General features: G+C 72.1%; 12 protein-coding genes. 2 read left to right on the top strand and 10 right to left on the bottom strand.

The features are described 5' to 3' along the window. Window positions 1–13: 13 nt before the first annotated feature. A complete protein-coding gene (locus ACVUH9_RS13905) occupies window positions 14–1,267 on the top strand; it encodes an HtaA domain-containing protein (RefSeq protein ID WP_475757876.1) in 1,254 nt (417 codons plus the stop codon). Window positions 1,268–1,337: 70 nt separating this feature from the next. Further along, the gene (locus tag ACVUH9_RS13900; RefSeq protein WP_475757874.1) at window positions 1,338–2,555 is read left to right on the top strand and encodes an HtaA domain-containing protein; all 1,218 of its coding nucleotides are present in this window, start codon (window positions 1,338–1,340) and stop codon (window positions 2,553–2,555) included. A gap of 77 nt (window positions 2,556–2,632) precedes the next feature. On the opposite strand, the gene ACVUH9_RS13895 is transcribed toward ACVUH9_RS13900, so the two are convergent. The 10 genes from ACVUH9_RS13895 to ACVUH9_RS13850 all read right to left on the bottom strand — a co-directional run bounded on the left by ACVUH9_RS13895 (window position 2,633) and on the right by ACVUH9_RS13850 (window position 12,225). Next, a complete protein-coding gene (locus tag ACVUH9_RS13895; protein WP_475757872.1) occupies window positions 2,633–3,790 on the bottom strand; it encodes a M20/M25/M40 family metallo-hydrolase in 1,158 nt (385 codons plus the stop codon). 117 nt (window positions 3,791–3,907) lie between these two features. Continuing rightward, complete coding sequence (locus ACVUH9_RS13890; protein WP_475757870.1) at window positions 3,908–6,736, bottom strand: aconitate hydratase; 2,829 nt, start codon at window positions 6,734–6,736, stop codon at window positions 3,908–3,910. Window positions 6,737–6,770: 34 nt separating this feature from the next. Then, entirely contained in the window at window positions 6,771–7,187 is a 417-nt protein-coding gene (locus ACVUH9_RS13885; protein WP_475757869.1) for a type II toxin-antitoxin system VapC family toxin, read from the bottom strand. Beyond that, window positions 7,184–7,411: a ribbon-helix-helix domain-containing protein gene (locus ACVUH9_RS13880; protein WP_475757867.1), complete on the bottom strand. Its 228-nt coding sequence runs from the start codon at window positions 7,409–7,411 to the stop codon at window positions 7,184–7,186. The genes ACVUH9_RS13885 and ACVUH9_RS13880 overlap by 4 nt, the downstream gene beginning before the upstream one ends. A 13-nt stretch (window positions 7,412–7,424) precedes the next feature. Beyond that, window positions 7,425–8,204, bottom strand: coding sequence for a thioredoxin domain-containing protein (locus ACVUH9_RS13875; protein WP_475757865.1), 780 nt, complete (start codon window positions 8,202–8,204; stop codon window positions 7,425–7,427). Window positions 8,205–8,351: 147 nt separating this feature from the next. Next, window positions 8,352–8,861 carry a vitamin K epoxide reductase family protein gene (locus ACVUH9_RS13870; RefSeq protein WP_475757863.1) on the bottom strand — a complete coding sequence of 170 codons (510 nt, stop codon included), beginning with the start codon at window positions 8,859–8,861 and terminating at the stop codon, window positions 8,352–8,354. Then, window positions 8,861–9,706 (bottom strand): thioredoxin domain-containing protein, encoded by an 846-nt coding sequence (locus ACVUH9_RS13865; protein WP_475757861.1) that lies wholly within the window; start codon window positions 9,704–9,706, stop codon window positions 8,861–8,863. Before ACVUH9_RS13865 ends, ACVUH9_RS13870 begins: the two co-directional genes overlap by 1 nt. A gap of 101 nt (window positions 9,707–9,807) precedes the next feature. Then, window positions 9,808–10,560 (bottom strand): DsbA family protein, encoded by a 753-nt coding sequence (locus tag ACVUH9_RS13860; RefSeq protein WP_475757859.1) that lies wholly within the window; start codon window positions 10,558–10,560, stop codon window positions 9,808–9,810. Next, window positions 10,560–11,399: a DsbA family protein gene (locus tag ACVUH9_RS13855; protein WP_475757858.1), complete on the bottom strand. Its 840-nt coding sequence runs from the start codon at window positions 11,397–11,399 to the stop codon at window positions 10,560–10,562. The genes ACVUH9_RS13860 and ACVUH9_RS13855 overlap by 1 nt, the downstream gene beginning before the upstream one ends. A 106-nt stretch (window positions 11,400–11,505) precedes the next feature. Beyond that, window positions 11,506–12,225 carry a YcnI family copper-binding membrane protein gene (locus ACVUH9_RS13850; RefSeq protein WP_475757856.1) on the bottom strand — a complete coding sequence of 240 codons (720 nt, stop codon included), beginning with the start codon at window positions 12,223–12,225 and terminating at the stop codon, window positions 11,506–11,508. Between the last annotated feature and the right edge of the window lie 292 nt (window positions 12,226–12,517).

Below are 12,517 nucleotides of genomic sequence, written 5' to 3'. Positions count from 1 at the left end.
CGGAGCGTCCGACATGTCCCTTCCCCCTTCTCGCCTGCTGGCCGGCGCGATCAGCACGATCGCCCTCGGTGCCCTGGCCGCCCCAGCGACGGGCGTCGCCGCCCCGAGCGGCTCGACGACGATCGACCTGCGCGGCCCCGCCGCCAGCAGCCTGAAGCAGCAGCGCGTCACGTTCTCGGCGAGCTCCCCGGCGAAGGCGACCGCCAAGCGCTTCAGCCTCCGCGTCAGTGGCGGCAGCGTCAGCGCGAAGTCGGCGACGATCTCGCACGGCGGCAAGCTCACCCTGAAGGCCGGGAAGCGCAGCGCCGTCCTCAGCAACGTGCGCGTGACGCTCGGCTCGCGCTCCAGCATCGCCGCGTCCGTCGGCGGCAAGAAGGTCACCCTCTTCACGGTCACCCCGACGAAGAAGCAGCAGGTCAAGCTCAGCGCCGGCGCGAAGACCGCGTCGGTCCAGCGCGCCGCCGTCGAGCTGACGCCGGCCGGCCTCCGGACGTTGCGCAGCGCGCTCGGCAAGAAGGCCCTCAAGGGCGGCGGCTTCGGCACGCTGACCGTCAAGGCCGACCTGACCCCGGCCCCGCCGGCGGTCACCCCGCCCCCCACGTCGCTCCCGCCGGTCGTCACGCCGCCGCCGGCCCCGCCGGTCGTCACGCCGCCGGTTCCCGAGGCGCCCAAGGTCCCGAACCCCGTCCTGACCTGTGCCGACGCCCCGGCCAGCAGTGTCGCCGGGGCCACGTGGACGGTCAAGACCTCGTTCCTCACCTACATCCAGGGCCCGATCGCCGAAGGCGCGGTCGGCTGCGGCGACGGGGCCTTCGGCACCCACGCCGCAGGTGACGTCAACGGGTTCACGTTCGCGGCCGCGACCGCCCTCAGCTACACGCCCGGCACCAACACCGTCGCCGCGACGTTCCCGGGCAGCGTCCGCTTCGTCGGCCACAACTACGGCCGCGGTCCACTGCTGGACATGACCCTCAAGAACCTGCGCGTGGTCAGCACCGACGGGCAGATCGGCAGCCTCCGCGCCGACTTCCTGCGGGTGCCGTTCGCCGGCCAGAACCCGTCCGCGCCGCCGCCGGCCCCGACCACGCTCGACGACGTCGCCTTCGCCACGGTCGACCTGGCCGGCAAGCGCAGCGGCAGCGGCAGCGTCACCTGGACCGGCGTCACCCCGACGTTGACCGCCGCGGGCCAGGACGCGTTCGGCGACTTCTACCTTGCCGGGTCGTCGCTCGACCCGATCACGTTCTCCGTGGTCCTGCCCGACTGACCCACCCCGCCCGCCTGGTGGTCGTCCCCGGACGGCCGCCAGGCTCCGTGAACTCGCCTCGAGGCCGATCTTGCCCCACCCCCGCTTCCTCCCCCTGACCGGCACCGCCCTGCTCGCCGTCGGCCTGGTCGCTGCCAGCGCGGCGCCCGCCGTCGCCCAGTCGCCCGCGGAGGGTCCCCAGGGCACCTCCCTGCTGACCCTCCGCGGCTCGGTGCCCGACCGCCTGGGCACGCAGCAGGTCCGGGTCACGGCCGGCAAGCCCGCCACCCGCAAGGGCAGCGTCGTGACGCTGCCCACCTCCGGGGGCAAGATCGACGCCAAGGGCGCGGTCGGGACCGTCGAGCACCGCGGCACGATCAAGCTGCAGCGTGGCTCGCGCTCGCTCGTCCTCCGCGCCCCGGTCCTCAAGATCGGCCGCGCCTCGTCGCTCCGAGCGACGATCGGCAAGCGCTCGCAGGCGCTGTTCGTGGTGCGCCGTCCGAAGGGCAGCGTGCGGCTCAACGGTCCCGCGCAGACCGCCACGATCCAGAACGTCTACGTCAACCTGACGGCCGGCGGTGCGAAGACCGTCAACCGTGCCCTGCGGCTGAGCGGGCGCCAGGCGATCCGGGCCGGGCGCTTCGGCACCCTCACGACCAACGCCGTCGTGCGGGCTCCGGCGACGACCGCCCCCGCCGCCCCCGCCGCGCCGACCGCACCGCTCGACCGTCCGGCGACGGCCGTGCCGATCGCCGCGGCCTCGGTCGTCTGGCGGCAGCGCAGCTCGTGGCTCCAGTACGTCCACTCGGGCCGCGGCACCGCCGTCGACGGCGGCACGACCGTCCTCGAGGGCGCCGTGGCCGGTCCCGTCGAGTCGCTGCCGACCGCCGGCAACGGCGATCCGGTCGCGATCCCCTACACCTATGGCTTCCCGTTCGCCGGCGGCTGGTATGACCCGGTCAGCGGCCAGGCCGCCGTCGACTTCGCCGGGGCGCTCCGGCACAAGTTCTCCGCCCACGGCATCGACATGTACGTGCGCAACCCCAGCGTGCTGCTGAACGGTGCCGCCTCGAGGATCGCCGCGACGGTCAGCGGCACCGCCGGCTCGGCGCTCACGGGCGCCCGGGGGACCTACGCGTCGCTCGACGCCTCCGCCGCACCGCGGACCCAGAGCGGCAACGTGGTCACGATCACCGGGATCCCCGGCCGGGTGCCGACCGGCGCCGGTGCCGGCGTCTTCCAGGGCTTCTACCCCGACGGCGACCCGTACGGCTCGATCGACACGCTCCAGCTGACGCTGGGGCAGTAAGCGGGGCCTCGGGGCTCCCCGCCGTCCTTCGGGCCCGCCAGCGTCACGGCCGGCCGGGCCCCCGAAGGGCCACCGCCTCAGCCCGCCGCCAGCCGCCGCAGCAGCGCCCGCACCAGGGCGAGGCCGTCGATCAGCGGCGGGATCTCGATCCACTCGCTCGGGCGGTGCATGTCGCCCCCGCGGGTCAGGCCGACGCAGATCGTCGGGATCCCGAGCGGGAAGGCGGCGTTGCACTCGGTCGAGCCGATCTCCTCGGAGGCGGGGCGCAGGCCCGCGTCGGCCCGCGCCGCGCGGGCGGCGCGCACGAGCGGATCGCGGCCGGACATCTGCCCCGCGGGGCGGTGCCCGATCCGGTCGACCGTGGCCGTCACCCCGGGCTCGGTCTGCCCCAGCGCGGCGGTCACCAGGCGGGTGGTCTGCTCCAGCCGCTGCTCGTCGGCGTCGCGCAGGTCGACCAGCAGCTCGGCCTCCGCCGCGATCGCGTTGACCGTGGTGCCTGCCCCGATCACGCCGACGTTGACGTGCCGTCCCGCCGGCACCGCCGCGACCGCTGCGGCGCCCGCCCGCAGCAGCACGTGGGCCGCGCTCGGAGCCCCGCGGTCGCCCCACGAGTGCCCACCCGGGCCGCGGTAGGCGGCGCGCAGGCGAACCGACCCGATCCCCCCGACCACCAGCTCGTCGAGCAGATGGCCCTCGAGCGAGACGTACGCCCGGACCGCCACGGTCCGCAGCAGGTGCTTGGCGCCGCACAGGTCGCCGAGGCCCTCCTCGCCGACCGTCGCGACGAAGACGACCGGGTGCGCGTCGTCGTAGTCCCCGGCGGCGAGCTCCTCCGCGAGCACGACCAGCGCCGCGACCGCGACCGTGTTGTCGCCGATGCCCGGCCCGAGCAGCCGCTCGCCCTCCCGCTGCGGCGTGAGCGGGACGTCGGCCGCGAAGACGGTGTCGAGGTGGGCCGAGACGACGATCGCGGGCGCCGACGGGAACGAGCCCGCGTCGCCCGCGGATCCCGCCCCGGCGACCCCCGTGCCCTGACCGGCCGGCGACCGCCACGCCAGCACGTTGCCGACCTCGTCGGTGCGGACGTTCAGGCCCGCCGCCCGGAAGCGGGCCGCGACCTCCGCGCCCCGGGCCTGCTCGTGGCCGGTCGGTGCCGCGATCGCCACCAGCTCGCAGGTCACGGCGACGACCCGTTCGACCGACGGATCCAGGGGGCGGCGCGAGGTCACGGACACAGGCACAGAACGTAGCGGGCGCGGGGATCCCATCGGAAGCCGAGATCCCGCCTGGCTCGGGCCAGCGGCGGCCGCACGTTCGCGGTCGCCGCCGGCCCGAGGCCGAAGATCCGCGGCTCAGGCCTCGGCGACCAGCTGCCGCAGCACGTAGCGGAGGATCCCGCCGTGGCGGTAGTAGTCCGCCTCCTTCGGCGTGTCGATCCGGACGCGGGCGTCGAACGCGACGTCGCCGGCCTGGACCCGCACCGTCTTCGGCAGCTCACCGGCGTTCAGCGGGTCGGCGAGACCGGTGATCGTGAAGGTCTCCTCCCCCGTCAGCCCCAGCGACTCAGCCGTCTGGCCCTCCGGGAACTGCAGCGGCAGCACGCCCATCCCGACCAGGTTCGAGCGGTGGATCCGCTCGAACGACTCGGTGATCACGGCGCGCACGCCGAGCAGGTTGGTCCCCTTCGCCGCCCAGTCGCGCGACGAGCCGGAGCCGTACTCCTTGCCGCCGAGCACGACCAGCGGGACGCCGGCCTTGATGTACGCCTCGGACGCCTCGTAGATCGAGGTGACCTCGTTCTGCGGCAGCTGCCCGTCGTCCAGCAGGTAGCGGGTGAAGCCGCCCTCGGTGCCCGGCGCCATCTGGTTGCGCAGGCGGATGTTCGCGAACGTGCCGCGGATCATCACGTCGTGCGAGCCACGACGCGAGCCGTAGGAGTTGAAGTCCGCCGGCTTGACGCCACGGCCCTCGAGGTACTTGCCCGCCGGGGCGTCGCGCTTGATCGCACCGGCCGGCGAGATGTGGTCGGTCGTGACCGAGTCACCGAGCTTGGCCAGCACGCGGGCACCGGAGATGTCCTCGATCGGGCTCGGCTGGGCCGGCATCCCGTCGAAGTACGGCGCCTTCTGGACGTAGGTCGACGCCGCGTCCCAGGCGTAGCGGTCGCCCTCGGGCACGTCGAGGTTGCGCCAGTTGTCATCGCCGTCGAAGACCTGCGCGTAGCTCTTGCGGAACATGTCCGCCTGCAGGCACTCCTCGACGGTCTGCGCGACCTCCTGCGTCGACGGCCAGACATCCTTCAGGAAGACGTCGTTGCCGTCCTGGTCGACGCCGAGTGCGTCGGTCTCGAAGTCGAAGTCCATCGTCCCGGCCAGCGCGTAGGCGACCACCAGCGGCGGCGAGGCCAGGTAGTTCATCTTCACGTCGGGGCTGATCCGGCCCTCGAAGTTGCGGTTGCCCGAGAGCACCGACGTCACCGACAGGTCGGCCTCGTTGACCGCCTTCGAGATCGGCTCCGGGAGCGGGCCCGAGTTGCCGATGCAGGTCGTGCAGCCGTAGCCGACGAGGTTGAAGCCGAGCGCGTCGAGGTCGACGTTGAGGCCGGCCCGCTCGAGGTAGTCGGTGACGACCATCGAGCCCGGGGCGAGCGACGTCTTGACCCACGGCTTGCGGTTCAGGCCGAGCGCCTTCGCCTTGCGCGCCACGAGCCCGGCGGCGACCATCACCGACGGGTTCGACGTGTTGGTGCACGAGGTGATCGCGGCGATCACGACGTGGCCGTGGTCGAGCGGGAACGTGTTGCCGTCGTACTCGACCTGGGTCGCCGTCTTCGACTCCATCACCGCGATGCCGCGGTCGTGCTCGTCGGCGGTCGCGGCGTGCGCGTCCTCGTCGGCCCCGTACGAGCCCGGGGTGTTCTTCGGCGGGTCGCTGGCGGGGAAGCTGTTGGCCAGCACCTCGTCGTACGAGCTGCCGCCGTTGCCGTTGCCGAGCAGCTCGCCGAGCGAGTCGCGGAAGGCGGGCTTGGCGACCGACAGCGAGACGCGGTCCTGCGGGCGCTTGGGGCCGGCGATCGACGGGACGACGTCGCCGAGGTCGAGCTCGACGACCTGGCTGAAGGTCGGCTCCTCGGACGGGTCGTGCCAGAGGCCCTGGGCCTTGGCGTACGCCTCGACCAGCTCGAGCTGCTCCTTCGGGCGGCCGGTGAAGGCCATGTAGCGGAGCGTCTCGGCGTCGATCGGGAAGATCGCGCAGGTCGAGCCGAACTCCGGGCTCATGTTGCCGAGCGTGGCGCGGTCGGCCAGCGGCAGGCGGGTGACGCCCTCGCCGAAGAACTCGACGAACTTGCCGACGACGCCGGTGTGGCGCAGCAGCTCGGTGACCGTGAGGACGAGGTCGGTCGCGGTCGCGCCCTCGGGCAGCTCGCCCTTGAGGCGGAAGCCGACGACGTTCGGGATCAGCATCGGGATCGGCTGGCCGAGCATCGCGGCCTCGGCCTCGATCCCGCCGACGCCCCAGCCGAGCACGCCGAGGCCGTTGACCATCGTCGTGTGGGAGTCCGTCCCGACGAGCGTGTCGGGGTAGGCCTGGCCGGTCTTGTCGTTGACGAAGACGGCGCGCGAGAGGTACTCGAGGTTGACCTGGTGGACGATGCCGGTCTCCGGCGGGACGACCTTGAACGACTCGAAGGCGTCCTGGCCCCAGCGCAGGAACTGGTACCGCTCCTCGTTGCGCTCGAACTCCTTGGCGGAGTTGAAGGCGAAGGCCTGGGCGGTGCCGTAGGCGTCGACCTGGACCGAGTGGTCGATGACCAGCTCGGCCGGGACCAGCGGCTCGATCTTCGACGGGTCGCCGCCGAGGTCGGCCATCGCGTCGCGCATCGCGGCGAGGTCGACGACCGCGGGCACGCCGGTGAAGTCCTGCAGGACCACGCGGGCGGGCGTGTAGGCGATCTCCTGGGAGGGGTCGGCCTTCGCGTCCCAGCTGGCGAGCGCCTCGATCTGCGCCTTGGTGACGGAGCCGTTGCCCTCGGTGCGCAGCAGGTTCTCGAGCAGGATCTTGAGCGAGTACGGCAGCCGAGCGACGTCGAACTGCGACTGGAGCGCGTCGAGACGGAAGATCTCGAAGGTGCGGTCGCCGACGGACAGGGTGTCCTTGGCGCCGAAGCTGTTGGTGGTCATGCGAGGGGTCCTTCGGTCTTGGTGAGGGACTGGATCAGGGCGCGTCGGCGGGGAGCAACACGAACGGCTGCCCGTCACGGGTCTGGAGGCTGCGGAAGGGCTCGTGATCGAGGGTCGCGATCCGCGTGGTGTGAAGACGCCCGGCGAGCGCGACGAGCGAGGCGTCGGTCAGATCGACGCCGGGCCGGGAACGGGAGACGGCGAGCGCGTCGCGCAAGCCGTCGGCCCACCAGCGAAGCCCGTAGACCCCGCTCTCGAAGTCGTCCCAGATCGCCTGCTGGGCGACCGGGCCGCCGATCTGGCCGGCGAAGTGGTCGATCTCGGCCAGCGCCAGCGGCGTGGTGACGAAGTCCTGGTCGGTCGACCGGAACAGCTCCAGCGCCGCGCTGTGGTGCGCGTCGCCGCGATCGACCAACGCGACGACGAAGCTGGTGTCGAGGACGACGCTCATCGCGCGAAGCCCGTCTCCGCCAGGACCTCATCGACCCGCGTCGAGAGGTCCGAGCGACCGCTGTCGATCACCCCGATCGACTTCGACTGCGGACGCTGCGGCCGGCCGACGGCTCCGGTCAGCGTCCGGCGGATGAACTCGGCCTTCGTCACGCCTTCCTCGGCAGCACGAAGCGCGAGCGCTTCGTCCAACTGCTCCTCGAGGTAGACGCTGGTCTTCTTCACCCCACGTAGGGTATCACCCTACGTATCCGAGCTTCTTGGTCGGGATCGGCGCCGCGGCGGTCCAGATCCCCGCCTGCCGGGCGACCGCGTCGACCGTCGCCCCGATCGCCGCGACGTCGTTCGCCTGGGGTACCGCCACCCACCGCTTGCCCCCGCGGGCCCGGACGTAGATCGCCGGGGTACCGGGGGCGTTGACCTGCCGGGCGAACCGGTCGGCCGCCGCCGACAGGCTGCGGCTGGCCGGGGTCTCGCGGACCTCCAGCTTCGCCGGGTCGACCCCGGGCGCGGCCGTCGCGATCTGCGTCAGGCGCCGCTCCGTCGCCCACGCCTGCCGCTCGTCGCCCTGGTTGAAGTAGAGGGTGTGGACGAAGCTCCAGAACGTGTTCGCGCCCACGTAGTTCAGGGCCGCACGCCGCGCGGTGGCGCCGTCGGTGGTGCCCGCTGCCCGGTCGCGGAAGTTGACCAGCTGCATCTCGAAGTTCGCCCGGCCCGTCCGCACCAGCTCGCGGATGATCGCCGGCTGCGTCTCGATCTCGTGGCTCTGGCAGGCCGGGCACTTGAGGTCCGCGACCTGGACGATCGTCGCCGGAGCGTTCGGGTCGCCGAGCATGAGACCGCGCTGCGGCAGGTCCCGGAGCAGGGCCTCGGTCTCCGCCGTGCCCTTCAGGCCGACCGACTGGCCGCCGACTGCGACGGTCGTGACCGGCGCATCGGCGGCCGGGTCGCCCTTGAAGGCACCGGCGAGCACGACCCCGAGGACGACCACGACCGCCGCCAGAAGGGCGACGGTCAACCGCCGCGCCCGCCGCGGCCCCGGGCCGGATCCGTCCGGCGCCGGCGATCCGCCGTCCGGCGACGGTGGCCCGGCTGCGGGGCCCGCCGGGCCGTCGTCGCCGCCCGGACCCGGCGCGGCGCCTTCGGACGCGGGCGGGCGCACGGCCTAGTTCGCCGGACCCGACGTCCGGGTGGGCTCGGCCAGCTCCGCGACGTCGACGGAATCGTCCGCGTCCAGCGGCTCCGAGAAGGCGCCCGGGGCCAGCCCCGGACCGCGCACGAAGCGGAACGTGCTGATCAGGAAGAGCAGGGTCATCATGACCGCGCTCGTGGTGCAGAACGGGCAGAAGGCCTCGAGGGTGATGTACGCCCGGTACATCAGGAACATCGAGAAGAGGAAGCCGACGCCGGTGGCGACGACCAGCAGCAGCCGCACGTTCTCGTTCCGCTGCGGGAACGTGAGCAGGGCGAGGATGCCGACGTAGCCGGCGATCCCGAGCACCGAGACGGGGATCCCGAACAGCTCGGACCAGGTCGACTGCTGCACCGTCGTGCAACCGCCGCTGACCCCGCAGACGCCGTTGTGGGCGTACTTCGTGTAGGTCAGGTAGATCGCACAGCCGATCCCGATCAGGGCCAGCAGGTACGACAGGTACCGCAGTCGACGGTCGAGCATCAGCGCGTCGCCTCGCTCTTGGCCTTCGCAGCGGCCTCGTCGACCGCCGCGGCGATGTCGTCGACGTTGTTGAAGTTCGGGACCGAGGTGTACGCCCCGACGCCGCGCGGCTTGACGAAGATCGACGGGGTGCTCTGGACCTTCAGCGCCTTGGACAGCTTGTCGGCCTCGGCCTCGAGCTTGCGGGTCGTGGCCGTCTCACGCGTGTTCGTGGTCTTGTAGTCGATCCCCGGCGAGCCGGCCGCGATCTGCCGCAGCCGCTTCTCGGTCGCCCACTGATCCTGCTCGAGACCCTGGTTGAAGTAGCTCGTGTGGAAGAAGTTCCAGAACTTGCTCTGGTCCGTGAAGTTCAGCGCCGCCCGGCGAGCGGCGATCCCGTCGGTCGTGCCCACGTTCGGATCGATGATGTTGATCAGCTGGATCTGCAGGTTCGCCTTGCCGGTGCGCACGAGCTTGTCGACGATCTCGGCCTGCGAGTTGATCTCGTGCTCCTTGCACGCCGGGCACTTCATGTCCGCGAACTCGACGATCGTCACCGGCGCGTCGGGATTGCCCAGGGTCGTGCCGCTCTGGGGCAGGCCCTTGATCATCTTCGCCGTCTCGGGGCCACCCTTGATCGTGACCTCCTGACCGTCGACGGTGAACTTCCCCTCCGCCGCGTTCTCGGCGGCGTCCTTCTTGAAGGGGTTGATCAGCAGCACCGCCACGATGATCACGACGATCACCGCCCCGACACCGCCGAGTAGCCTCAATCGTTGCTTGCGCTCGCGCGCCGAACGCTCGGCCGCCTCTCGCTCAAGCCGCGCCTTCTGGGCTAGCTCCTTCTTCTTGCTCGCGTCGGCCATGCGGGGCATTCTGGCGCATCATCACAGCCCGACGCTGAAACTTTCGTAAACGCTTCCTGAGTCCTGGACGCGTCTGCCCCGATTCGGGTACGTACCTGGGTCTAGCGACTGGACGGCGTCGCCGCGTCAACCGCCCGGGCGAGCTTGTCGGCGAGTCCGCCGAACGATCCGCTGTCGACCTTGCGGTAGTCGTCGCTGCCGCGCGGGCGCACGAAGAAGGTCGGCGTCGCCTCGACCTCGAGCTTGCGGGCGAGCCGATCGGCCTGCTCCGACAGCGCCTGCGAGCCGGGGGTCGCCGCCGTGCTGACGGTGACGTCGCGGAGTTCCGGCGCGGGCCGGGCGATCGCCCGCAGTCGCGGCTCGGTGATCCAGGGGTCGCGCTCGTCGCCCTGGTTGTAGTAGACGAGCTCGACGAACGGCCACATCCGGTCCTGCCCGGCGAGCGTGTAGGCGGCGTTGCGGCCGAGCAGGGTGTCGGGCCGGAAGGACTCCAGCCCGAGTAGCCGCAGCTCGATGTTCGCCTTGCCGGTCCGCACCAGGTCGCGGATGACCTGCGGCTGCTGGCCGAGCGTGTAGCTGCGGCAGGCCGGGCACTTGAGGTCGGCGAACTCGACGATCGTGACCGGCGCGTCGGGCCGGCCGAGCACGATCCCGTGCTGCGGCACGCCCCGCAGCAGCGCGGTCGTCTCCGTGACGCCGCGAACGCCGTCGGTGACCGAGGCGTCCTTGGCTGGATCATCGCCCCCGAAGGCCCCGAAGGCGATCAGGCCGCCTCCGAGGACCGCGACCACGAGGAAGGCGACGCCGAGCAGCTGACTGCGGCGGGCGAGCCGCCGCTCGGCGTCGCCGGTCATCAGCGCGTGGCCTTGGCCTTCTTGCCGGCCTCGTCGACCGCCGCGGCGATGTCGTCGACGTTGTTGAAGCTCGGGACCGAGGTGTACGCCCCGACGCCGCGCGGCTTGACGAAGATCGCCGGGGTGCCGCTCGCCTTGAGCGCCTCGGCGAGCTTGTCCGCGTCCGCCTCCAGCTTGCGGGTCCCCGGCGTCTCCCGCGTGTTCACGGTCTTGTAGTCGATCCCCGGCGAGCCGGCCGCGATCTGCCGCAGCCGCTTCTCGGTCGCCCACTGATCCTGCTCGTCGCCCTGGTTGAAGTAGCTGGTGTGGAAGAAGTTCCAGAACGTGTTGGTGGCCGCGAAGTTCAGGGCCGCCTTGCGAGCAGCGGCGCCGTCGGTCGTGCCCATGTTCGGGTCGATGATGTTGATCAGCTGGACCTGCAGGTTCGCCTTGCCGGTGCGCACCAGCTTGTCGACGATCTCGGACTGCGACGTGATCTCGTGCTCCTTGCACGCCGGGCACTTCATGTCCGCGAACTCGACGATCGTCACCGGCGCGTCGGGGTTCCCCAGCGTCGTGCCGCTCTGGGGCAGGCCCTTGATCATCTTCGTCGTCTCGGGGCCACCCTTGATCGTGACCTCCTGACCGTCGACGTTGTACTTCCCCTCGGACGCGCCCTCGGCGGCGTCCTTCTTGAACGGGTTCACCAGCAGCACCGCCACGATGATCACGAGGACCACCGCCGCGACGCCCCCGAGCATCTTCAGGCGTTGCGTGCGCTCGCGCGCCGAACGCTCGGCGGCCTCCCGCTCGAGCCGCGCCTTCTGCGCGGCCTCCTTCTTCTTGTTCGCTCCGGACATTCGAGCATTGTGGCGCATCGGCAGTCATCGGTCCTGAAGCGGTTGTAAACGCAACCTCAGCGTCCCGGCCACCGTGGCCGGGACGCGGGAGCGCTGGTGGCGTCGGTCAGCTCGCGCGGCGGCGGCCGGCCAGCGCGACGCCGAGCCCGGAGAGCCCGGCGATCAGGCCGAGCGCGCCGAGCACGATCGCCAACGTGCTGCCGTCGCCGTCGCCGTCGCCGTCGCCGTCGTCTTCGGCCGCATCGGCGTGGTCGTCGGCGGCGGCGTCCGGCTTCGCGGCACTGGCGGTTGCGCCGTGCTCGTCGGCGGCGGCCTCCAGCGTCAGCTGGGGGGCCGGGGACTCGCCGTCGGAGGCGCCGATCCAGCGCACGACCTCGCCGTCCTCGTAGGTCTGCAGCGCCTTGAACGTCAGCGCCGTGCCCGGGGCGCCGTCGGGCACCCGGATCGAGAGCGGGAAGTCCTGGAACTGGCCCGGACCCACGATCCCGGTGCGTCCGTCGCCCGTCCAGGTGACGGTGTCGATCTCGTCGGCGACCTGCTCGCCGTGGACCTCGATCGGCTTCGCGGCCTTGCGGGTGGCCACGCGGACCTTCCAGCCGGGAAGCGGCTGGTAGCTGGCGCTGGCGACGCCGGGCGGGAACTGGACCTGGACCTTGACGGTGCCCTGGCTGTCCTGCTCGTTCGGGACCCGGACGTCGATCACGGTGTAGCCCCCGGCCGCGGCCTGTGGCGGCTGGACCGTGACGTGGGCGCTGGCGGCGCTCGGGGCGACGAGGACGGCGAACGCCGCCAACCCGCCGAGGACGGTGGTCTTCTTGGTGAACATGGTGATGTGGTGCTCCTACGGTGGAAGGAATCGGCTGCGGGAGGGAGCGGTGCCCGTCGTGACGGCGGGCTCCGCGGCACCGTGGTGGTGGTCGCGAGGCGACGCCCGCGCCGATCAGCCGTCCTCCGCGCGGCGGGATCCGGGACGCGCCGCGGCGCCGGCCGAGCCGCGCCACGGCAGGTCGCCGACGCAGGGCGGAGCGACGCTCACGCAGGCGCCGCAGCGTCCGCTCGCCGGGGTAGCGGCCCAGGGCCAGGACGGCCAGGAGCAACAGCGCCGGGGCGAGCAGCAG

The organism is Patulibacter ginsengiterrae (genome assembly GCF_056269115.1).
This window is presented reverse-complemented; position numbering and strand designations above follow the sequence as displayed.